Source organism: Variovorax sp. IB41 (assembly GCF_016405905.1).
Lineage (GTDB): Bacteria > Pseudomonadota > Gammaproteobacteria > Burkholderiales > Burkholderiaceae_C > Variovorax.
Map to the genome: position 1 here is coordinate 1,267,062 of NZ_JAEFCB010000001.1, position 20,652 is coordinate 1,287,713.

General features: G+C 68.5%; 21 protein-coding genes and 1 riboswitch. Of the genes, 16 read left to right on the forward strand and 5 right to left on the reverse strand.

Annotated elements, in window-relative coordinates:
* Position 1 precedes the first annotated feature (1 nt).
* From JC881_RS06065 to arsC, 7 genes are all read left to right on the forward strand, one after another.
* A complete protein-coding gene (locus JC881_RS06065; RefSeq protein WP_198784744.1) occupies positions 2-1,165 on the forward strand; it encodes a Gfo/Idh/MocA family protein in 1,164 nt (387 codons plus the stop codon).
* Between the two features lie 13 nt (positions 1,166-1,178).
* A complete protein-coding gene (locus JC881_RS06070) occupies positions 1,179-2,366 on the forward strand; it encodes a dihydrodipicolinate synthase family protein (protein ID WP_198784745.1) in 1,188 nt (395 codons plus the stop codon).
* 8 nt (positions 2,367-2,374) lie between these two features.
* Positions 2,375-3,253: a sugar phosphate isomerase/epimerase family protein gene (locus tag JC881_RS06075; protein WP_198784746.1), complete on the forward strand. Its 879-nt coding sequence runs from the start codon at positions 2,375-2,377 to the stop codon at positions 3,251-3,253.
* Between the two features lie 48 nt (positions 3,254-3,301).
* Positions 3,302-4,408, forward strand: coding sequence for a DNA glycosylase AlkZ-like family protein (locus JC881_RS06080; RefSeq protein ID WP_198784747.1), 1,107 nt, complete (start codon positions 3,302-3,304; stop codon positions 4,406-4,408).
* A 92-nt stretch (positions 4,409-4,500) separates the two neighbouring features.
* Positions 4,501-4,664, forward strand: a riboswitch (FMN riboswitch).
* Between the two features lie 96 nt (positions 4,665-4,760).
* Positions 4,761-5,273 (forward strand): 6,7-dimethyl-8-ribityllumazine synthase, encoded by a 513-nt coding sequence (locus JC881_RS06085; RefSeq protein WP_198784748.1) that lies wholly within the window; start codon positions 4,761-4,763, stop codon positions 5,271-5,273.
* A 32-nt stretch (positions 5,274-5,305) separates the two neighbouring features.
* A complete protein-coding gene (locus tag JC881_RS06090; RefSeq protein WP_198784749.1) occupies positions 5,306-5,989 on the forward strand; it encodes a glutathione S-transferase family protein in 684 nt (227 codons plus the stop codon).
* A 26-nt stretch (positions 5,990-6,015) separates the two neighbouring features.
* Complete coding sequence (gene arsC, locus JC881_RS06095; RefSeq protein ID WP_198784750.1) at positions 6,016-6,396, forward strand: arsenate reductase (glutaredoxin); 381 nt, start codon at positions 6,016-6,018, stop codon at positions 6,394-6,396.
* 123 nt (positions 6,397-6,519) lie between these two features.
* Here the strand turns inward: arsC and queG are convergent, their stop codons facing one another.
* Complete coding sequence (queG, locus tag JC881_RS06100) at positions 6,520-7,590, reverse strand: tRNA epoxyqueuosine(34) reductase QueG (RefSeq protein ID WP_198784751.1); 1,071 nt, start codon at positions 7,588-7,590, stop codon at positions 6,520-6,522.
* Between queG and tsaE the strand changes: the two genes are divergently transcribed.
* From tsaE to JC881_RS06115, 3 genes are all read left to right on the forward strand, one after another.
* Complete coding sequence (gene tsaE, locus JC881_RS06105; protein ID WP_198784752.1) at positions 7,576-8,091, forward strand: tRNA (adenosine(37)-N6)-threonylcarbamoyltransferase complex ATPase subunit type 1 TsaE; 516 nt, start codon at positions 7,576-7,578, stop codon at positions 8,089-8,091. The two genes, queG and tsaE, sit on opposite strands and share 15 nt — an antisense overlap.
* On the forward strand, positions 8,088-9,578 hold the full coding sequence (locus JC881_RS06110; protein ID WP_198784753.1) for an N-acetylmuramoyl-L-alanine amidase: 1,491 nt from the start codon (positions 8,088-8,090) through the stop codon (positions 9,576-9,578). Before tsaE ends, JC881_RS06110 begins: the two co-directional genes overlap by 4 nt.
* A 153-nt stretch (positions 9,579-9,731) precedes the next feature.
* Complete coding sequence (locus tag JC881_RS06115) at positions 9,732-10,016, forward strand: glycine zipper domain-containing protein (protein ID WP_198784754.1); 285 nt, start codon at positions 9,732-9,734, stop codon at positions 10,014-10,016.
* Between the two features lie 71 nt (positions 10,017-10,087).
* Here the strand turns inward: JC881_RS06115 and JC881_RS06120 are convergent, their stop codons facing one another.
* A complete protein-coding gene (locus JC881_RS06120) occupies positions 10,088-10,750 on the reverse strand; it encodes a DedA family protein (protein ID WP_198784755.1) in 663 nt (220 codons plus the stop codon).
* Positions 10,751-10,799: 49 nt separating this feature from the next.
* On the opposite strand from JC881_RS06120, the gene JC881_RS06125 reads away from it, so the two are divergent.
* The 3 genes from JC881_RS06125 to JC881_RS06135 all read left to right on the forward strand — a co-directional run bounded on the left by JC881_RS06125 (position 10,800) and on the right by JC881_RS06135 (position 14,461).
* Entirely contained in the window at positions 10,800-11,291 is a 492-nt protein-coding gene (locus tag JC881_RS06125) for a GNAT family N-acetyltransferase (protein WP_198784756.1), read from the forward strand.
* A gap of 103 nt (positions 11,292-11,394) precedes the next feature.
* Positions 11,395-13,296, forward strand: coding sequence for a DNA mismatch repair endonuclease MutL (gene mutL / locus JC881_RS06130; RefSeq protein WP_198784757.1), 1,902 nt, complete (start codon positions 11,395-11,397; stop codon positions 13,294-13,296).
* 187 nt (positions 13,297-13,483) lie between these two features.
* Positions 13,484-14,461 (forward strand): alpha/beta fold hydrolase, encoded by a 978-nt coding sequence (locus tag JC881_RS06135; protein WP_198784758.1) that lies wholly within the window; start codon positions 13,484-13,486, stop codon positions 14,459-14,461.
* 146 nt (positions 14,462-14,607) lie between these two features.
* Here JC881_RS06135 and JC881_RS06140 read toward each other — a convergent pair whose 3' ends face one another.
* The 3 genes from JC881_RS06140 to JC881_RS06150 are packed head-to-tail and all read right to left on the reverse strand — an operon-like array spanning position 14,608 to position 17,735.
* Positions 14,608-16,854, reverse strand: a complete 2,247-nt coding sequence (locus tag JC881_RS06140; RefSeq protein WP_198784759.1) for a xanthine dehydrogenase family protein molybdopterin-binding subunit — start codon at positions 16,852-16,854, stop codon at positions 14,608-14,610.
* Positions 16,855-16,864: 10 nt separating this feature from the next.
* Positions 16,865-17,338, reverse strand: coding sequence for a (2Fe-2S)-binding protein (locus JC881_RS06145; protein WP_198784760.1), 474 nt, complete (start codon positions 17,336-17,338; stop codon positions 16,865-16,867).
* 46 nt (positions 17,339-17,384) lie between these two features.
* Entirely contained in the window at positions 17,385-17,735 is a 351-nt protein-coding gene (locus JC881_RS06150; RefSeq protein ID WP_198784761.1) for a c-type cytochrome, read from the reverse strand.
* Between the two features lie 243 nt (positions 17,736-17,978).
* Here JC881_RS06150 and JC881_RS06155 point away from each other — a divergent pair, with 243 nt between their 5' ends.
* From JC881_RS06155 to JC881_RS06165, 3 genes are all read left to right on the forward strand, one after another.
* A complete protein-coding gene (locus JC881_RS06155) occupies positions 17,979-18,905 on the forward strand; it encodes an AraC family transcriptional regulator (RefSeq protein WP_198784762.1) in 927 nt (308 codons plus the stop codon).
* Positions 18,906-19,015: 110 nt separating this feature from the next.
* A complete protein-coding gene (gene miaA / locus JC881_RS06160) occupies positions 19,016-20,005 on the forward strand; it encodes a tRNA (adenosine(37)-N6)-dimethylallyltransferase MiaA (RefSeq protein WP_198784913.1) in 990 nt (329 codons plus the stop codon).
* A complete protein-coding gene (locus tag JC881_RS06165) occupies positions 20,002-20,652 on the forward strand; it encodes an ABC transporter ATP-binding protein (protein WP_198784763.1) in 651 nt (216 codons plus the stop codon). The genes miaA and JC881_RS06165 overlap by 4 nt, the downstream gene beginning before the upstream one ends.

Consider the following 20,652-nt stretch of genomic DNA (forward strand, 5'->3'; position numbering starts at 1 on the left):
GATGGCCACCCAACGTCTCGGAATCATCATGCACGGCGTCACCGGCCGCATGGGCATGAACCAGCACCTGATCCGCTCGATCTGCGCGATCCGCGCGCAAGGCGGCGTCACGCTGTCGAACGGCGACAAGGTCATGCCCGACCCCATCCTCATCGGCCGCAACGCCGAGAAGATGGAAGCGCTCGCCAAGGCCCACAACATCGCGCGCTGGGGCACGGACCTCGACAAGGCGCTGGAGAACAAGGACGACACCATCTTCTTCGACGCCGGCACCACGCAGATGCGCCCCACGCTGCTGGCCAAGGCGATCCGCGCCGGCAAGCACGTGTACTGCGAGAAGCCGATCGCGACCAACCTCAACGAAGCCGTGGAAGTCGCGCGCCTGGCCGAAGGCTCGGGCCTCAAGCACGGCGCCGTGCAGGACAAGCTGTTCCTCCCTGGCCTGCGCAAGCTGGACATGCTGCGCCGCGCCGGCTTCTTCGGCCGCATGCTCAGCGTGCGCCTGGAGTTCGGCTACTGGGTGTTCGAGGGCGACCTGCAGCCCATCCAGCGCCCGAGCTGGAACTACCGCAAGGAAGACGGCGGCGGCATGATCCTGGACATGATGTGCCACTGGCGCTACGTGCTGGACAACCTGTTCGGCGAAGTGAAGTCGGTCTCGTGCATCGGTGCCACGCACATCCCCAAGCGCTGGGACGAAGCCGGCAAGCCATATGAAGCCACCGCCGACGACGCGGCCTACGCCACCTGCGAACTCACTGGCCACAACGGCGAGCCGGTGATCGCGCAGATCAACATGAGCTGGGTCACGCGCGTGCGCCGCGACGACCTGGTGACCTTCCACGTCGACGGCACCGACGGCTCGGCCGTGGCCGGTCTTTCCAGCTGCCGCGCCCAATCGCGTGTGGCCACGCCGCGCCCGGTGTGGAACCCCGACGAGAAGCAGATGATGAATTTCTTCGACCAGTGGCAGGAGATTCCGGACTCGCAGGTTTACGACAACGGCTTCAAGATCCAGTGGGAGCATTTCATTCGCCACGTGGTGGAGAACGAGCCCTACAAGTGGACGCTGCCCGAAGGCGCCAAGGGCGTGCAGCTGGTCGAGGCCGCGCTCGAATCGTGGAAGGACCGTCGCTGGGTCGATGTGCCTGCGCTGAAGGTCTGAAGAAGAAGCTGCCATGGCCCTCTCGCTGACCCTCCCCACCGCGAACGGCACGCTCGCGCCCTACGCCCTGCGCGGCACCGCGCCGGTCAAGCCCGATGCGGGCGTGAAGTTCAACCGCATCGCCTACTCGGCCGCGCACGTCGTGGCCGACCCGCTCGCGGCCGTCAACCCGTGGCTGCAGGCCGCGGTCGACTGGGACACCACCATCGCCTACCGCCGCCACCTGTTCTCGCTCGGCCTGGGCGTGGCCGAGGCGATGGACACCGCGCAGCGCGGCATGGGCCTGGACTGGCCCACGTCGCTCGAACTGATCCGCCGCTCGCTCGATGCGGCGAAAGACGTGCCGGGGGCGCTCGTCGCTTCAGGCTGCGGCACCGACCACCTGAACATCGACGAAGTGAAGAGCGTCGACGACGTGATCCGCGGCTACGAGGAGCAGATGGCCGCCATCGAGGCGCTCGGCGGCAAGCTGATCGTGATGGCCAGCCGCGCGCTCGCCCGCGTGGCGAAAAGCCCCGCGGACTACGAGCGCGTGTACGACCGCATCCTGAGCCAGGCCAGGCAGCCCGTGGTGCTGCATTGGCTCGGCGACATGTTCGACCCGGCGCTCGCGGGCTATTGGGGCACGAAGGATGTGGATGCGGCGATGGACACGGCCGTGGGCATCATCGCGGCGCATCCGGAGAAGGTCGATGGCATCAAGATTTCCTTGCTCGACAAGGACAAGGAAATCGCCATGCGCCGCCGCCTTCCCAAGGGTGTTCGCATGTACACCGGCGACGACTTCAACTACGCCGAGCTGATCGCCGGCGACGGCTTCGGCGACGAGCCGACGCACGGCAAGAGCGATGCGCTGCTGGGCATCTTCGACGCCATCGCGCCCGCAGCGAGCGCGGCGCTCGGCGCACTGGCGCAAGGCAACACCGAAAAGTTCCACGCGATCCTCGGCCCCACGGTGCCGCTGTCGCGCCACATCTTCGCGGCGCCCACGCGCTTCTACAAGACGGGCGTGGTGTTCATGGCCTGGCTCAACGGCCACCAGAAGCACTTCACGATGGTGGGCGGCCAGCAGAGCACGCGCTCGCTGCAGCACTTCGCCGAACTGTTCCGCTTGGCCGATGCGGCCAACCTGCTGGAGCAGCCGGAGCTGGCGGTGCGCCGCATGAAGACTCTGTTGGCCCTGCACGGCATGGAAGGTTGAACGGACCCATGCGCGATTTCTCGCAGAACCACGACTGGCTCTCGATCAACACCGCGACCGTGCGCAAGCAATCGGGCGCCGAGGTGCCGCTGGACCGCATCATCGACCAGTGCGCCGAGCGCGGCATCCGCGCGATCAGCCCGTGGCGCGATCAGGTCGCGGCCGTCGGGCTCGACAAGATCGCCAGGCAATTGAAGGCGCATGGCATCGGCCTTTCGGGCTACTGCCGCGGCGGCTTCTTTCCCGCGCCCGACGCGGCGGGCCTGAAGGCCGCGCTGGACGACAACCGCCGCGCCATCGACGAGGCGAAGACGCTCGATGCGCCCTGCCTCGTGCTGGTCGTCGGCGCCCTGCCCGGCGCGCTCGACGGCAAGGCCGCGTACAAGGACATCGCCCGTGCGCGCAGCGAAGTGCGCGACGGCATCGCCGCATCGCTGGACTACGCCCGCGAAGTCGGCATGCCGCTCGCCATCGAGCCCCTGCACCCGATGCAGGCGGCCGACCGCGCCTGTATCAACACGCTCGAGCACGCGCTCGACCTCTGCGACGAACTCGACGCGGGCAAGAGCGGCATGCTGGGAGTGGCGCTGGACATCTACCACGTGTGGTGGGACCCGAAGCTGCAGCAGCAGATCGCCCGCGCCGGCCGCGAGCGCCTCCTGGCCTACCACGTCTGCGACTGGCTCACGCCCACGCGCGACCTGCTCTCGGACCGCGGGATGATGGGTGATGGCGTGGTCGAGCTCAAGAAGATCCGCGGCTGGGTCGAGGACGCGGGCTTCGCGGGCTTCAGCGAGGTAGAGATCTTCTCGAACCTCGATTGGTGGCAGCGCCCGGGGGCCGAGACGCTGGACGCGTGCATCGAGCGACATCGCAGCGCGGTCTGATGCATTGCGCCGAAGCGAAGCGCAGCCGCCTGTGCTGCAATTCGCCCCATGGCTGACCCGACCCTCGACGACCTGCGCCGCTACGCGGTGGCGCGCACCCTCTTCAAGCCCACCACCCTCCCCGGCGCGATCCGCCAGCTCGGCTTCGTGCAGGCCGATCCGATCCGCGCACCGGCGCGCGCGCAAGACCTGACCTTGCGCCATCGCGTGAAGGACTACCGCGCGGGCGATCTCGAAAGCCGCTACACGCGCCTGGCGATCGAGGAAGACTGCCTCGTCAACTACGGCTTCCTGCCGCGCGAGCACCTCGCGCTCATGCATCCGCGCGAAGCCAAGCAGGCCTGGGACGCCGCGACGCGGCGCAAGGCCGCCGACGTGCTGGCCTATGTGCGCGAGCACGGCCCGGTGCATCCGCGCCAGGTCGAGCAGCACTTCGCGCACGGCCGCATCCAGAACTACTGGGGCGGTTCGAGCAACGCGACCACGCACCTGCTGGACGGCATGCACTACCGCGGCATGCTGCGCGTGGTGCGGCGCGACAGCGGCACGCGGGTCTATGAAGCGGTGACGCACATGCCCGCCGACGACAGCCCCGCCGGCCGCGCGCAACGCGCTGCCGCGCTCATCGAATTGATCGTGCGCAAGTACGCGCCGCTGCCGGCCGCGAGCCTCACTTACCTCGTGCGACTGCTGGGCTACGGCGCGCCGCACCTCGCGGCGCAGACGCAGGCGGCGTTGCGCCTGGCGCGTGAAGAGCTCGCGAGCTGCCGCATCGATGGCACCACCTGGTATTGGCCCGCGAGCGAGAACCCGGCCTCCAAACGCCATGCACCGGATGACGCGGTGCGCCTGCTCGCGCCCTTCGATCCGGTCGTGTGGGACCGCCGCCGCTTCGAGCTGCTGTGGGGCTGGACGTACAAGTTCGAGGCCTACACGCCCGCGCCCAAGCGCCAGTTCGGCTACTACGCGCTGCCGCTCTTGTGGCACGACCGCGTGATCGGCTGGGCCAACGTGACCGCGCCTGAAGGCCGGCTGCAGCCGGCCTTCGGCTACGCCGGCAGAAAGCCGCGCGATACGGCGTTCCGCGCGGCGCTCGACGACGAGTTGCACCGCATGACGCAGTTCCTCGCGGGGCGTGTGTTGCCGATCAAATAAATCCCCGCGCGGCCCAAGGTCTGGCGCGCGGGCGACAACCCGGGCTGGGCGGCGCTCCTAGAATCGCGCCGTCGTCCGGTTCGCCGGGCGGCAAGCGTTCTCAGGGCGGGGTGCAATTCCCCACCGGCGGTGATGGCGACCGAAAGGTTGCACAAGCCCGCGAGCGCCCGAGGCCTGTGCAAGCAGGCCGAGGGGTCAGCAGATTTCGGTGCGATTCCGAAGCCGACGGTCACAGTCCGGATGAAAGAGAGCGCGAAATGCGGGCACGCCCGCGCGCTCTCGCATGAGCGCGCGGTGTGCCTTGCGGTTTCGTGCGCCCTGATTCAGGAAACCTGCTTTTCAGAGGCACACCATGAGTCAGATCAACGACCTTCCCCTCTCCGCCATCACCGCGTCGAATTCGTCGCGCGGCGAGCGCATCGCTTTCGTCGAGGCGCAGTGGCATTCCGACATCGTCCATCAGGCACGCGACGCCTTCCTCGAAGAGATGGCGCGCCTGGGCGTGGCGCGCGAGCTCATCGACGTCTTCGATGTGCCCGGCGCCTTCGAGATCCCGCTGCATGCCAAGCGCCTGGCGAACTCGGGCAAGTACGCGGCCATCATCGGCTGCGCGCTGGTGGTCGATGGCGGCATCTACCGCCACGAGTTCGTCGCGAACACGGTGGTGAGCACGTTGATGCAGCTTCAACTGGAGACCGACGTGCCGATCTTCTCGGCCGTGCTCACGCCGCACCACTTCCACGAGCACGTGGAGCACCGCAAGTACTTCCATCGCCATTTCGCGATCAAGGGCACCGAAGTGGCCGAGGCCTGCTTCAAGACGCTCGAGGCGCTCAAGCAGGTGGACGCGGCACTGGCCGCGTGACAACGGCCCCCCGTCCGCAGTAATCTGCGCGGATGGCCTCTCCATCCGCCCCAAGAGATCGCTACACCCTCTACGGCGCGCCCGGCTCGGGCGCCACGCCGGTCCATGCGGCGCTGACGCTGATCGGCGCGGAAGTCGAGACCATCGACGTCGCCACCTGGGAGGGCGATGCCGAGCGCGAACGCATGGCGAGCGTCAACCCGATGCGCCAGGTGCCCGCGCTCGTGCTGCCTTCCGGCGAAGTGATGACCGAGAGCGCGGCCATCCTCATCTGGCTCGGCGACCGCTACCCCGAAGCGGGCCTGTGCCCCGCGCCCGGCGATCCGCTGCGCGCGCGCTACCTGCGCTGGATGGTCTATCTGCCCGCGGCCATCTATTCGCTCTTCTGGGTGCGCGACGATCCCACGCGCCTCACGCCCGACCCCGCGGCGCAGGCCGTGATGCTCGAGCGCACGGCCGAGCGCATCGCGCACTGCTGGCACCTGATGGACACGCAGATCGACGAGCCCGCGCCTTATCTCCTCGGCGAGAAGATCAGCATGCTCGACCTGTACGTGACGGTGATGTCGCGCTGGACGCCGCAGCGCCGGCGCTTCTACCGCGTGGCGCCGCGCATGGCGCGCGTGGTGCGGCGCGTGGACGCCGATCCGCGGCTGGCCGCGTTCTGGGCCGCGCGCTTTCCGTTCTCGATGGACGAGCAAGCCGAAAAAAATTGACGCCCGCCCTTCCGATAATCGACGCCATGACCGCACGCACCCCCACCACCGACTACCCGATGACGATCTACCACAAGCCCAACTGCAGCACGTCGCGCAACGTGTTGGGCTTGATCCGCGAAAGCGGCGTGGAGCCGACGATCGTGCTGTACCTGGAGACGCCGCCTTCGAAGAAGAAGCTGCGCGAGCTCGCCAAGGCCATGGGCATGACGGCACGCGACCTGCTGCGTACGAAGGAAGCGCCGTACGAAGAACTGCAGCTGGCCGACGCGAAGTGGACCGATGATCAGTTGTTCGATGCGATCGTGGAGCACCCGATCCTCTTGCAGCGCCCCATCGTCGTCTCGCCGCGCGGCACGTTGATGTGCCGGCCCTGGGAACGAGTGCGCGAGATCCTGCCGGTGTAAAAGGCTCACCCCCAGGCTTCGCGCACTTCGTGTCGCTTCTCCAACCCCCTACCGGGGGCAACACCAGAGGCCCGGCAAAGCCGGTTCCTCGGTGTCCCACGAACAGACACACACCGTGTCGCTTCAAGTGCTCTGCTGCATCAATCCCCACGCGACATGCTCGCGCACGAGTTCGCTCGGGTGCTCGGCCCGCGTCGCGAGCGCTTCCCTCGCGCCGACATCGCCCGACCGCACCGCATTGCCCAGTGCCACTGCGATGTTGCGCAGCCACCGCTCGTGCCCGATGCGCCGTATCGGACTGCCCTCGGTACGGCGCAGGAACTCGTCTTCGGTCCATGCGAAGAGCTCGGCCAAGGTGCGCCCCGTGAGGCCTTCGCGGGCGTCGAAATCGGGCAGCGCGCTTTTCTTGGCGAACTTGTTCCACGGGCAGATCAGCTGGCAGTCGTCGCAGCCGTAGATGCGGTTGGCCATCAGCGGCCGCAGCTCCTCCGGAATCGGGCCGCCGTGCTCGATGGTGAGGTACGAGATGCAGCGCCGCGCATCGAGCCGCCCCGGCGCGACGATGGCCTGCGTCGGGCACACGTCGATGCAGGCGCTGCAGCTGCCGCAGTGCGCGGTGACGGGTTCGCTCTCGGGCAGCGCCATGTCGATGTAGATCTCGCCGAGGAAGAACATCGAGCCCGCCTCGCGGTCCAGCACCAGCGTGTGCTTGCCGCGCCAGCCCTGGCCGCTGCGCGAGGCGAGCTCGGCCTCGAGCACAGGCGCCGAATCGGTGAATGCGCGATGGCCGAAGGGGCCGACCTCTTCGGCGATCTTCTCGGCCAGTTTCGCGAGCCGGTTGCGCAGCACCTTGTGATAGTCGCGGCCCCGCGCATAGACCGACACGATGGCCTCGCCGGGACGCGCGAGGCGGTCGAACTCGATGGCCTGCCAATCGGGCTGCGTGTCGCGCGGCAGGTAGTCCATGCGCGCGGTGATCACGCTCACCGTGCCCGGCACCAGCTCCGCGGGGCGCGCGCGGCGCGTGCCGTGCGTTGCCATGTATTGCATCTCGCCATGGAACCCATGGGCCAGCCATTGCATCAGACCGTCCTCGGCGCTCGATAAATCGACGCCCGCGATTCCGATTTGGGAGAATCCGAGTTCCCGGGCCAAAGCCTGAATACGAACAACGAGTGGATGGCTGACGATCACTTGCCGATTGTAGAAACGCCCAAGGGCATCCCCCGCACCCGCGTCTTGCGCTGGGGCAGCGAAGCCGACACCGACGCCTTCGCGCAGTCGCTCGCCGCCTCGCCCGCATTGCGCGATGCCTTCATCGCGCTCGAGGGCGACCTGGGCGCCGGCAAGACCACTTTCGTTCGCCACCTGCTGCGCGCGCTCGGCATCGAAGGCCGCATCAAGAGCCCCACCTATGCGGTGGTCGAGCCGCATGAAGCGCCCGACGGCCTCGCAATCTTCCATTTCGACTTCTATCGCTTCGCCGACCCGCGCGAATGGGACGACGCCGGTTTCCGCGACATCTTCGCGGGCCCGGGCCTCAAGCTGGCCGAGTGGCCGCAGAACGCCGCGGGCCGCACTCCACCTGCCGACCTAGCTATTAAAATCGAAGCAATGACCGACGACACACGCAGCGTGACCCTCCTGGCGAACACCCCCCGCGGCAGCGACCTGCTGGCGCGCATCGACGCATGAAGGCGGGCGGACTGAAACGGCGCGTGCTGCTGCAGGGCGGCAGCATCGCGCTGATGCTGGGCGTGCACCAGATCGCACGCGGCGCCACCATCCTCGCCGTGCGCGTCTGGCCCGCGGCCGACTACACGCGCGTGACCATCGAGTCCGATGCGCGGCTCACCTCGCAGCAACTGGTGGTGGGCAGCCCGCCGCGGCTGGCCGTCGACATCGAAGGCATCGAGCTCAACAGCGAACTGCGCGAACTGGTCGGCAAGATCAAGCCGGGCGATCCGTACATTAACGGCCTGCGCGTCGGGCAGAACGCGCCGACGGTCGTGCGCATCGTGTTCGACCTGAAGCAGACGGTGCGCCCGCAGGTCTTCTCGCTCGCGCCCGTGGCGGCCTACAAGCACCGGCTGGTGCTCGACCTGTACCCCGAGCAGGCCATCGACCCGATGGAAGCGCTGATCGCCGAGCGGCTGCGCGATTCGCCCAGCCCGGGCACTGGCATCAACAACAACGGCTCGGCGGTGGCGGGCATTGCGCCTTCACCCTCGCCGGTGCCCGGTGCTGCGCCTGCACCGGTGCGCCCGGCGATGCCCGCCGTCGATCCGCTGGGCGATCTCATGGCGCAGCAATCGATGCGGCCCGGGCCCGCAGCGCCAGCACCGCCCGTGCTCGTGGCGCCATCGCCGTTGCCGCCCGTGGTGGGCACCGCACCGGTGAGACCCGTGTCGCCCCCCGTCGCGGTCGCGCGCGGCGGCGCCACGGCGAGCCGCACCGACCGCATCATCATCGTGGCGCTCGACCCCGGCCACGGCGGCGAGGACCCCGGCGCCACCGGCCCGAGCGGCACGCGCGAGAAAGACATCGTGCTGCAGGTCGCGTTTCGCCTGCGCGACCGCATCAACGCGGGCAGCGTCAACGGCAATCCGATGCGCGCCTTTCTCACGCGCGATGCCGACTTCTTCGTGCCGCTGGGCGTGCGCGTGCAGAAGGCGCGGCGCGTGCAGGCCGACCTGTTCGTGAGCATCCATGCCGACGCGTTCACCACGCCCGCCGCGCGCGGCGCGAGCGTGTTCGCGCTCAGCCAGAGCGGCGCATCGAGCAGCGCGGCGCGATGGCTCGCCAACAAGGAGAACGACGCCGACAAGGTCGGCGGCGTGAACGTCGGCAACCACGAGGCGCAGGTGCAGCGCGCGCTGCTCGACATGAGCACGACCGCGCAGATCAACGACAGCATGAAGCTCGGGGGCGCGATGCTCGGCGAGATCAAGGGCATCGGCGCGCGGCTGCACAAGGGCCAGGTCGAGCAGGCGGGCTTCGCGGTGCTGAAGGCGCCAGACATCCCGAGCGTGCTGGTGGAAACGGCCTTCATCAGCAACCCCGAGGAAGAAGCGAACCTGCGCCGCGTCGACTACCAGGAGAGCTTGGCCGATGCGCTCATGCGCGGTATCCAGCGCTACTTCGCGCAGAACCCGCCGCTCGCGCGCAGCCGGCAGCTCTGACGCTTCGGGCGGCGTGCCTTGTAAAGCCAAAGCACGCTTTTTGTCCCACGCGCAACGGCCCGTGACACCGCACAGGCAGGCGCGGCAGGCTCCTACACAAAGCGAACAGCCGTTTTGATGATGATGAACCATCACTCCTCGAAAGGGCACATCATGAAGACACGTCTCTGGATCGCTGCAGCCGCAGCCACTTCGGTCATGACGATTGCGGGCTGCGCAAGCGGCCCCAACCAGAACCTCGGTACTGGCGTCGGCGCCGTCGGCGGTGCGCTGGTGGGCAATGCCATCGGCGGCAACACCGCCAGCACGGTGGGTGGTGCGGCCATCGGCGGCATCATCGGCAACCAGGTCGGCCGCAACGCCGACGAGCGGAACTACAACCGCCAGCGCTACCCGCAAGGCAGCGGCTACTACCCCGGCAACGGCCCGAACTATTGATCGGCCGGCTGCATAGAAAAAGCGCGCTCTGGGCGCGCTTTTTTCATGGGCAAGTGGAACGTTGAACGGCCTCAGGCCTGCGCGGCAGCGCGCGCCTTCTCTGCCTTCGACGCACGCCACGCACCGAAGATCGCCAGCAGCCCCGGCACGAAGATCAGCGCCCAGATGATCTTGTCCAGGTGCTGCCGCACGAACGGCAGGTTGCCGAAGAAGTAGCCCGCCGTCGCGATGCCCAGCACCCAGATCAGCGCACCCACCACGTTGTACATCGTGAACTTCGCGCGGCTCATTTCGGCCACGCCCGCCACGAAGGGCGCGAAGGTGCGGATGAAGGGCATGAAGCGCGCGAGAATGATGGTGATGCCGCCATAGCGCTCGTAGAAGCCGTGGGCCTGGTCGAAGGCCTTGCGGTTGAAGAAGCGCGAGTTCTCCCACTGGAAGACCTTAGGCCCGAAGTAGCGGCCGATCGAATAGTTGCACTGGTCCCCGAGGATGGCCGCGGCGATCAGGATGCCGCAGGCCAGCGGAAAGTTCATGAGCCCCGCGCCGCACAGCGCGCCGACGATGAAGAGCAATGAATCGCCCGGCAGGAACGGCATCACCACCGCACCGGTCTCCACGAACACGATCAGGAAGAGCAGCGCATAGACCCAAGGGCCGTAGGCAATGACGAAGGCCTCGAGATGCTTGTCGACGTGAAGGATGAAGTCGATGAGATAACTGATGATTTCCATGGCCGCGGATTATCCTTGTTGACGTCTTGAACCCCTTTCGAATCACCCCATGATCCGCATACGCGAGGCCCTCGATGCGGACTGGCCGGCGCTCTGGGCCGTGCTCGAGCCGACGTTCCGCCGCGGCGACACCTACACCTTCGCCACCGACGTGACCGAGGACGAAGCGCGCCATGCGTGGACGAAAGTGCCCACCGCCACCTTCATTGCATGCGACGAACATGGCACGGTGCTCGGCACCTACGTCATCAAGCCCAACCAGCCCGGCCAGGGCGCACATGTGAGCAATTGCGGCTACGTGGTGTCCGAGGCCGCGCGCGGCCTGGGCGTGGCCTCTGCACTGTGCGAACACTCGCAGCAGCAGGCGCTGCGCATGGGCTTTCTGGCGATGCAGTTCAACTTCGTCGTGTCCACCAACGAGCGCGCGGTGCGGCTCTGGCAGCGGATGGGCTTCGCCATCGTCGGCACGCTGCCCGGCGCGTTCAGGCATCCGCGGCATGGCTTCGTGGATGCATTCGTCATGTACAAGCAGTTGCAATAAGCACCGTCCCACACCCGCGGGAAACCGTGTGACCGTTTTCCCGGCCCAGTCCCCGATCCCCCGTTGAGGGCCCCGACCTCCGTCACACTTCTAAAATGCCTTGGTGAGCGCACTCCCCTCCTCCATCCCCCCCTCCCCACGCCGCCCGATCCGCGAGCTCCCCGATGAGCTGATCAGCCAGATCGCCGCCGGCGAGGTGGTCGAGCGGCCGGCCTCGGTGGTGCGTGAGCTGCTCGACAACGCGCTGGACGCCGGCGCGAGCCAGGTCACGGTGCGGCTCGCCTCGGGCGGCGTGCGGCTGATCTCGGTGGAAGACAACGGCCTGGGCATTCCGCGCGAAGAACTCACGGTGGCCCTGCGCCGCCATGCGACCAGCAAGATCGCGAGCCTGGACGACCTGGAGACGGTCGGCACCATGGGCTTTCGCGGCGAGGCGCTCGCAGCCATCAATGCAATTGCCGAACTCAGCATCCTCTCCCGCTTCACCGGGGCCGACAGCGCCTTCGCGCTCGACGGGCGCACTGGCGAACTGCGGCCGGTGGCGCGCGCGGTCGGCACGACCGTCGAGGTGCGCGAGCTGTTCTTCGCGACGCCCGCGCGCCGCAAATTTCTCAAGACCGATGCCACCGAACTGGCCCACTGCATCGAGGCCGTGCGCCGCCATGCGCTGGCGCGGCCGGAGGTCGGCTTTTCGGTGTGGCACGACGGCAAGCTGGTCGAGCAATGGCGCGCCGCCGACGCGCGCGAGCAGCGGTTGGCCGATGCGCTGAGCGACGACTTCGTGGCCAACAGCGTGGCCGTCGAGCGCCTGGGCGGCGTGGTGCGCGTGGTCGGCCGCGCCGGCATTCCCGATGCGGCGCGCTCGCGCGGCGACCAGCAGTTTTTCTATGTCAACGGCCGCTTCGTGCGCGACAAGGTGCTCTCGCACGCGGTGCGCAGCGCCTACGAGGACGTGCTGCACGGCCAGCGCCAGCCGATCTATGCGCTGTACCTGGAGATCGATCCGTCGCGCGTCGATGTGAACGTGCACCCGACCAAGATCGAGGTGCGCTTTCGCGATGGCCGCGAAGTGCACCAGGCGGTGCGCCACGCCATCGAGGACGCGCTGGCCGCGCCGCGCGCCAGCGATGCCGTGGCGCCCACCGGCGCGCCGCAGCCCTTCTTCAAGGAAACCGCGCTGCCCGAGAGCGCGAGCTGGTCGCAGCCGGCCATGAATTTCGTGGCGCGGGAGCGCGGCGCCGGCGATTTCGAGGCCATGTGGCCGCGCCGCACCGACGAGCTCGGGCACGCGCCCGATGCCACGCCCTCGCACTGGCCTCCGACGAGTGCGGCGGGCGCGGCGCCGATGGCCTTCCGGGCCCCCGTGGGACTGCCGGCGAGCCCCGAAGGCGATGCGGATGCCGCCGCCACCAACGAGGAAGCCTGGCCCCTTGGCCGTGCGCTGGCCCAGTTGCAGGGCATCTACATCCTGGCCGAGAACACCCAGGGCCTGGTGGTGGTCGACATGCATGCGGCGCACGAGCGCATCGTCTACGAGCGGCTCAAGACGCAGCTGGACGGTGCCGCCATCACCAGCCAGCCGCTGCTGATTCCGGCGACCTTCGCGGCCACGCCGCAGGAAGTGGCCACGGCCGAGGCCTGCGCCGAGGTGCTGCCCACGCTGGGGCTGGAAATCACCGCGTTTTCGGCACGCACGCTCGCGGTGCGCGCCGTGCCCGGCACGCTGGCCGACGGGGACCCAGTCGAGCTGGCGCGCAGCGTTTTGGCCGAACTGGGCCAGCACGACGCCAGCACCGTGGTGCAGCGCGCCCAGAACGAACTGCTCTCCACCATGGCCTGCCACGGTGCCGTGCGGGCCAACCGCAAGCTCACCATCGACGAGATGAACGCACTGTTACGCCAGATGGAAGCGACCGAGCGTTCGGACCAGTGCAACCACGGCCGGCCGACCTGGCGGCAGCTGTCGATCCGCGAGCTCGACACGCTGTTCATGCGCGGCAGGTAGCCGAATCGGCGGCTTTTTCAGGGTTTTCGAGGGTTTTGGTGGGTCATCCGGAGACCGGGCACGCACGTTGCATGGTCTCAGCAAAGCGCCGTTGAGCGCTGTTTCGGGGGGTTACCAGGGCGCAACGTCGGCGCGTCGTGGTGAAAGTGGATGAAACTTTCGGCCGGCATCGCTGTCCCTCAACCCCATGATGAAACGCTGGACCCTCCTCGCGTCTGTCCTCTCGCTTTGCGCCCTGCTCGCCGCCGGGTGCTCCACGTTCGACGAACAACAGCGCGAATGGATCTTCCAACCCAGCGACCGCAGCTGGGGCAACACCGCCACCATGACCGAAGGGATGCAGGACGTCTGGATCGATTTCCAGTCCTCCATCAGCGGCGAGCCTGCGCGCCTGCACGGCCTGTGGCTGGGCGGCGCGCCCGAGACCACCGACACCCCCGTGCTGCTGTACCTGCACGGCGCCCGCTACAACGTGGCCGGCTCGGCCCCGCGCATCCAGCGCATGCACGAGCTGGGCTTCTCGGTGCTGGCCATCGACTACCGCGGCTTCGGCAAGAGCTCCAAAGGACTGCCTTCTGAAGAGTCGGCCCGCGAGGACGCCCGCGCCGCCTGGACCTGGCTGGCCGCGCGCCATCCCAGGCAGCACCGCTACATCTTCGGCCACTCGCTGGGCGGCGCCATCGGCATCGACCTGGCGGCGCATGTGAACGACGAGAGCGGCACCATCGTGGAGAGCACCTTCAGCTCCATCGCCGACGTGGTCAGCAGCTTCAAGTGGGGCTGGCTGCCGCTGGGCCCCTTCATCACGCAGCGCTTCGAGGCCATCAACACCGTCAAGGACATCGGCGCGCCGCTCCTGGTGGTGCATGGCACGGCCGATAGCCTGATCAACCCCACGCTGGGCCGCAAGCTCTATGACGCGGCCACGGTGCCCAAGCTCTTCGTGCTGGTCGAGGGCGGCTCGCACCACAACACCAACTCGGTGGGCGAGGCGCAGTACCGCGCGGCGCTCACGCAGCTGTTCCGCATGAAGCCCGACAGCATGATGGCGCGCAGCCAGCCCAAGCTGTCACCGCCCGCGCTGAAGCTGCCGCCCGTGCCCGCCATGGCGCCGCAGGACGTGCGCGGCGAGGCGCGCGCGAGCAGCGTGCCCGCGGCGATCTAGCTGTTGCATGACGCGCGTCGCGAAGGCGCGGTCAAAAAAACCATCCGTTCGGGCTGAGCCTGTCGAAGCCTTGCGCGGCGCTTCGACAAGCTCGGCGTGAACGGCTCTGGTCTTGCAGCTCTAGCGCAATACAGCGCTCGTACGCATCAAGCCAGGTTGAAAGGCAACTGCCGCAAAGGCTTGCCCGTCAGCTGCGCCACCGCATTCGCGAACGCAGGCGCCAGCGGCGGCAGCCCCGGCTCCCCCATTCCCTTCGGCGCATCGGCACTGGGCACGATGTGGATGTCGAACTCCGGCACCTGCGTGATGCGCGCCACCGTGAAGTCCCCGAAGTTGCCCTGCTGCACGACGCCGTCCTTCAACGTGATCGCGCTGCCGGCCAGGCACGTCGACAGCCCCATCACCGCGGCGCCCTGCACCTGCGCTTCCACGCTGCGCGGGTTCACGGCAAGGTTGCAGTGCACGCCGCTGGTCACACGGTGCAGCACCGGCTGGCCGTCCTTGACCGAGGCCTCCACCACATAGGCCACCACCGACTCGAAGGACTCGTGCACCGCCACGCCCCAGGCGCGGCCGTCCGCGAGCTTCTTCTTGCCGTAGCCGCTCTTGTCCACGGCCAGTTGCAGCGCGGCGCGATGGCGCGGGTGCTTGTCGCCGAAGAGCTGCATGCGGTAGGCGACCGGGTCCTGCTTCGTGCTGCGAGCGATCTCGTCGATCAGCGTCTCCATCACGAAGGCGGTGTGGGTGGAGCCCACGCTGCGCCACCACAGCACCGGCACGTTGACCTGAGGGTGGTGCACCGTCAGGCGCATGGGCACCGGATACGGATCGCGCATGCCCTCCACCGCCGTGGCGTCGATGCCGTCCTTGACCATCATGCCGGCGAACACCGTGCCCGCGGTGATGGACTGGCCCACGATGACGTGGTCCCACGCGAGGATCTTGCCGCGCTCGTCGAAGCCGATGCGCGCGCGGTGCAGGTGCATGGGCCGGTAGTAGCCGCCCTTGATGTCGTCCTCGCGGCTCCACAAGAGGCGCACGGGTGCGTCGAGGCCCGCGGTACGCGCGGCCTTGGCGATCTCGCAGGCCTCGACCACGAAGTCGCTCGAGCCCACGAAGCGCCGGCCGAAGCCGCCGCCCGCCATCTGCACGTTCACCTTCACCTGCGCGGGATCGAGCTTCAACGTGCGCGCCGCGGCCTGTCCGTCGAGGTCGGCGCTCTGAGTGCCGACCCACAGTTCGGCGCGGCCGTCCGACAGCTTCACGGTGCAGTTCAGCGGCTCCATCGGCGCATGGGCCAGGTACGGGAACACGAACTCGGCCTCCAGCTTGCGGGGCGCATTGGCCAGCGGTGCCATGTCGGCGTCGAACTTGCGGTTGCCGGGACGGCCGGCGAGCTCGCGGTACTGGGCCAGCTGCTTGTCGCTGTCGACCTTTTCCGCAGCGGCCGTGTTCCATTCCAGCTTCAGCGCATCGCGGCCCAGCTTGGCCGGCCAGTAGCCATCGGCCACCACGGCCACGCCTTCGGCGCCGCGGTCCAGTGGAATGCGCAGCACGGCCTTCACGCCCTTGACGGCGCGCGCCGCGCTGTCGTCCACCGAGCTCAAGCGCGCGCCGAACACCGGCGGATGCGCCACCACCGCCGTGAGCTGCCCCGGCTGGCGCACATCGATGCCGAAGTCCTGGTGCCCGCTGCTCTTGGCGCGCTGATCGAGGCGCGTGGTCGCGCGGCCGATGATGCGGAAGTTCTTCGGGTCCTTGAGCACGACCTTCTCGGGCACCGGCAGCGCCATGGCTGCTTCGGCCAGTTCGCCGTAGCCTGCCTTGCGGCCGCCCGGGCCGATCACCGTGCCGGCCCGCGTGCGCAGCGTGGCCACGTCGACCTTCCAGCGCGCCGCCGCGGCCGACAGCAGCATGGACCGCGCGCGCGCGCCCAGTTCGCGGTACTGCGTGTAGCTGTTCTTGATCGAGTTGGAGCCGCCGGTCAGGTGCATGCCGAAGAGCGGGTCGGCGTAGGCGGCATCGTTGGTGCCGCTGCGGCTGCGCACCAAGGCCCAGTCGGCGTCCAGCTCCTCGGCCAGGATCATCGGCAGGCCGGTCTGCACGCCCTGGCCGAATTCGAGGCGGTTGATGGTCACCATGACTTCGCCGTTGGGCGCGATCTGCACGAAGGCCGAGGGCTGCTGCGTCGGCTTCAAGCCGCCGGCCGCGGGCGGCGCGCCATCGGCCTGTGCCATGGCGAGATGGGGAAAGGCGCCGAGCACGAGGCCGCCGGCGCCGGCCATCTTCAGGAAGCTGCGGCGGGGCAGCGTGGCGGCCTCGTCGGTCGCGGGTTGGGCCATCAGGCGCTGCAGCGCGCGCGGCAGTTCGTTGTAGTCGATGTGGGGCAGCATGTCGGCTCCTTCAGGCGAGGGTCTTGGCCGCATCGGCCACGGCGGCGCGAATGCGCACGTAAGTGCCACATCGGCAGATGTTGCCGGCCATGGCCGAGTCGATCTCGTCCACGCCGGGCTGCTTGCCCTTGGGCAGCGACTTCAGGAACGCGGTCGCGCTCATGATCTGCCCGCTCTGGCAGTAGCCGCACTGCGCGACGTCGTGCTTGACCCACGCGGCATGCACGGCCGCGCCGACGCGGTCGCTGCCGTCGGTGGCGGCTTCGATGGTGGTGATCTTCTTGCCCTCGGCGGCGGAGATCGGCGTGATGCAGGAGCGGATCGCCTGGCCGTCCAGGTGCACGGTGCAGGCGCCGCACAGCGCGGCGCCGCAACCGAACTTGGTGCCGGTCATGCCCAGCGTGTCGCGCAGGGCCCAGAGGATGGGGGTGCCGGGATCGGCATCGACCGTGTGGTCACGGCCATTGACGTGGAGCGTGCTCATGTTCTTTTTCTCCGTGGGTGGTGGTTGTGGGTTGGGTGGAATCCGTTTACTTGGCGCCGTCGAGCAGCCACTGCGCGAGCGCCTGCAGGTCGGCATCGGGCACCTGGGCCTGCGGCGGCATCGGCATCGCGCCCCACTTGCCCGAGCTGCCGGCCTTGATGCTGGCGGCGAGCTGGGCGGCCGTGCCCTTGCCGTCGCCGTACTTCGCGCCGATGTCTTTCCACGACGGGCCGACCACCTTGGTGGCGGGCTGGTGGCATGCGACGCATGAATACTTCTGCGCGAGCGCCAGGCTCGCGTGGGCATGCTGCGGCCACATGGCGCCCGCGCCGAGGCCCAGAGCGATCGCGATGGACGCGGTGAACGCGGTGATGGAGGCGGTCTTTTCTGTTTTCATCGTGGAATCGTGGAATCGTGGAATCGTGGGAAGAGGAGATTTGTCGGAATCAACGGATGGCCCTCGGCGCATGACACCCCATGCACGCCGGCACATCGCGGGCCAGTGTCGGGCGAAGACCCTTCGGCCGTTTGCCCAATCCGCGCGTGTTCTTGCCTGAAACAACGAGACTGCGCCGTCAACGCGTGGCACACGAAATGCGCGAGCTAGACTTTTTCGTTGGCGTCATTCGAAAGGATTCAGATGGAAGTGGCACAGCCGGCGAAGCAAGAGGCATCGGGCGTTCCAGGCGTTCTGGGCGACCTGGCGCATGCGGTCGCACGCATCGCGCAGAGCGACGGCGACTACCTCACGGCCATTCCCGAGCTCTCCGTGCACCGCCGCAGCGCGACGACGGAGCCCATGCACTGCCTCTACGGCTTCGGCGTCGGCATCACGGTGAGCGGACAAAAGCGCGTGGCGCTCGGCGAAGAGGTGTTCGACTATTCGGCAGGCCAGTCGCTCCTGACGACGGCCGACCTGCCCGTGGTGACGCACATCACCCGCGCGAGCGCCGCGCAGCCCTTCATGGGCCTCATGCTGCGGCTCGACCCGCGCGCCATCGTGCAGGCCGCCGCCGAGATGGCCTTGCCGCAGCCGACCCGGGATTGCAGCTACCGCGCCATGTCGCTCGGCGATCTCGACCCCACGCTGCTCGGCGCGGTGACGCGGCTCGTCGCGCTGCTCGACGAGCCTCGGCTGATGCCGCAGCTCGCGCCGCTGCTGCAGCGCGAGATCCTCGTGCGGCTGCTGGCCGGGCGCCATGGCCCGCAGCTGCAGCGCCTCGTGGCGATCGGCTCGCCGAGCCAGCAGGTGGTGCAGAGCATGGCCTGGCTCAAGATGAATTTCACGCAGCCCGTGCTCGCGGACGACCTGGCCGCTTCCGTGCACATGAGCCCCTCGACCTTCAGGCAGCACTTTCGCGCCGTGGCGGGCATGAGCCCGATGCAGTACCTGAAGCAACTGCGCCTGCAGGAAGCGCGGCAGCTGATGCTGAACCAGGGCATCGATGCCGGCACCGCGGGCGTGCGCGTGGGCTACGAAAGCGCCTCGCAGTTCAGCCGCGAATACGCGCGCCTGTTCGGCGCGCCGCCGCTGCGCGACATCCGGCGGATGCGCGAAACGACCTGAGCCGCCGGGGCCATCCGCGCCCTCCCCGCCGAGCGGCACGCGCCATTTGCTACCCTCGGCGCACCATGTCTCCCAGTTCCGCATCGGCCGCCGAGGCCGCTCCTTCGGCAATGTCTGCCGCTGCGCTTTCCGTTCCGCCGCGCTACGTCGCGCTCGCCGGCCCCACCGCCTCCGGCAAGACCGCAGCCGCGCTCGCCCTCGCACGGCTGCAGCCGGTGGAAATCATCTCGGTCGATTCCGCATTGGTCTACCGCGGCATGGACATCGGCACGGCCAAGCCCACGGCGGCCGAGCAGGCAGCCGTGCCGCACCACTTCATCGATATCCTCGATGCGCGCGAGAGCTACAGCGCCGCCGCCTTCGTGGCCGATGCGACGCGGCTCATCGACGAGATCCGCGCACGCGGCGCGCTGCCGCTGCTGGTGGGCGGCACGATGCTGTATTTCAAGGCGCTGTTCGACGGCATCGATGCGATGCCCGCTGCCGACTCTGCGGTGCGCGCGCGCATCGACGCGGAAGCCGCCGAGCGGGGATGGCCCGCGATGCATGCACGGCTCGCCGAAGTCGATCCAGTCACCGCCGCACGCCTCGCGCCGCAAGACAGCCAGCGCATCCAGCGCGCGCTCGAGGTGTGGGAGAGCAGCGGCCAGCCACTTTCCAGCTTTCATGCGAGCGACAACAAAACCGCCAATGCCGTGGACGGCGGCGTGCTCTTCTCGCTTGAACCCACCGATCGCGCGTGGTTGCATTCGCGCATCGCCGACCGCTTCGATGCGATGCTCGCAGCGGGCTTTCTCGATGAAGTGAAAGCACTGCGCGCGCGCGGCGACCTCTCGACCGACCTGCCTTCGATGCGCTGCGTCGGCTACCGCCAGGCGTGGGAAATGCTCGATGCCTGCGGCACCGCCGCGCCCGACGCCAAGGCCATGGATGACCTGCGCGAACGCGGCATCGCCGCCACGCGCCAGCTCGCCAAGCGACAGATCACCTGGCTGCGCAGCATGCCGCAGCGCACCGTGATCGCCTGCGACGCGCCCGGCGCGGTGCAGACCGCCGTTCAACTGATCGCCAAGACCACCCTTACCACTTCGCCCGGATGACGCTGCGCATTACCAACCTCGGCAAGCACTACGGTGAATCGCCCGTCTTCGAAAACGTGACGCTGGAGGTCCAACCGGGCGAGTTCGTCGCCATCGTGGGCGAGTCGGGCGTGGGCAAATCGACGCTGCTCAACTGCATGGCCGGCCTGGACAGCTGGGACCAGGGCACGGTGACGCACGACGGCACCGACATCGGCGCGCTCGACGGCGAGGCCTGCGCGCTCTGGCGGCGCAGGCATGTCGGCTTCGTGTTCCAGGCCTTCCACGTGCTGCCGCACCTGGACGTGGCGCAGAACGTGTCGCTGCCGCTCATGCTCCTGGGCCAGAAGAAGGACGACGGCCGCGTCGCGCACATGCTCGATGCGGTCGGCCTGCCCGGCATGGGCGCCCGGCTGCCGCAAACGCTCTCGGGCGGCCAGCTGCAGCGCGTGGCGATCGCGCGTGCGCTGGTGCACCGGCCCGCGCTGCTGCTGGCCGACGAGCCCACGGGCAACCTCGACCCGACGACGGCCGCGAAGGTGATGGAACTCCTGATCGGCCAGACGCGCGAGCACGGCGCCTCGCTCGTGCTGGTGACGCACTCCGAGAGCGCCGCCGCCCGTGCGGACCGCCTGCTGCACCTGACGGCAGCAGGCATCCGCGCCTGA

What these genes read in the sequence shown, in the direction of transcription:
- JC881_RS06120 (WP_198784755.1), bottom strand. Translation starts at nt 10,750, where the DNA reads ATGGAAATCATCAGTTATCTCATCGACTTCATCCTTCACGTCGACAAG.
- JC881_RS06135 (WP_198784758.1), top strand. Translation starts at nt 13,484, where the DNA reads ATGATGAAACGCTGGACCCTCCTCGCGTCTGTCCTCTCGCTTTGCGCC.
- JC881_RS06155 (WP_198784762.1), top strand. Translation starts at nt 17,979, where the DNA reads ATGGAAGTGGCACAGCCGGCGAAGCAAGAGGCATCGGGCGTTCCAGGC.
- JC881_RS06085 (WP_198784748.1), top strand. Translation starts at nt 4,761, where the DNA reads ATGAGTCAGATCAACGACCTTCCCCTCTCCGCCATCACCGCGTCGAAT.
- JC881_RS06140 (WP_198784759.1), bottom strand. Translation starts at nt 16,854, where the DNA reads ATGCTGCCCCACATCGACTACAACGAACTGCCGCGCGCGCTGCAGCGC.
- arsC (WP_198784750.1), top strand. Translation starts at nt 6,016, where the DNA reads ATGACCGCACGCACCCCCACCACCGACTACCCGATGACGATCTACCAC.
- miaA (WP_198784913.1), top strand. Translation starts at nt 19,016, where the DNA reads ATGTCTGCCGCTGCGCTTTCCGTTCCGCCGCGCTACGTCGCGCTCGCC.
- JC881_RS06110 (WP_198784753.1), top strand. Translation starts at nt 8,088, where the DNA reads ATGAAGGCGGGCGGACTGAAACGGCGCGTGCTGCTGCAGGGCGGCAGC.
- JC881_RS06165 (WP_198784763.1), top strand. Translation starts at nt 20,002, where the DNA reads ATGACGCTGCGCATTACCAACCTCGGCAAGCACTACGGTGAATCGCCC.
- tsaE (WP_198784752.1), top strand. Translation starts at nt 7,576, where the DNA reads ATGGCTGACGATCACTTGCCGATTGTAGAAACGCCCAAGGGCATCCCC.
- JC881_RS06080 (WP_198784747.1), top strand. Translation starts at nt 3,302, where the DNA reads ATGGCTGACCCGACCCTCGACGACCTGCGCCGCTACGCGGTGGCGCGC.
- JC881_RS06065 (WP_198784744.1), top strand. Translation starts at nt 2, where the DNA reads ATGGCCACCCAACGTCTCGGAATCATCATGCACGGCGTCACCGGCCGC.
- JC881_RS06075 (WP_198784746.1), top strand. Translation starts at nt 2,375, where the DNA reads ATGCGCGATTTCTCGCAGAACCACGACTGGCTCTCGATCAACACCGCG.
- JC881_RS06090 (WP_198784749.1), top strand. Translation starts at nt 5,306, where the DNA reads ATGGCCTCTCCATCCGCCCCAAGAGATCGCTACACCCTCTACGGCGCG.
- JC881_RS06145 (WP_198784760.1), bottom strand. Translation starts at nt 17,338, where the DNA reads ATGAGCACGCTCCACGTCAATGGCCGTGACCACACGGTCGATGCCGAT.
- JC881_RS06150 (WP_198784761.1), bottom strand. Translation starts at nt 17,735, where the DNA reads ATGAAAACAGAAAAGACCGCCTCCATCACCGCGTTCACCGCGTCCATC.
- JC881_RS06125 (WP_198784756.1), top strand. Translation starts at nt 10,800, where the DNA reads ATGATCCGCATACGCGAGGCCCTCGATGCGGACTGGCCGGCGCTCTGG.
- JC881_RS06070 (WP_198784745.1), top strand. Translation starts at nt 1,179, where the DNA reads ATGGCCCTCTCGCTGACCCTCCCCACCGCGAACGGCACGCTCGCGCCC.
- JC881_RS06115 (WP_198784754.1), top strand. Translation starts at nt 9,732, where the DNA reads ATGAAGACACGTCTCTGGATCGCTGCAGCCGCAGCCACTTCGGTCATG.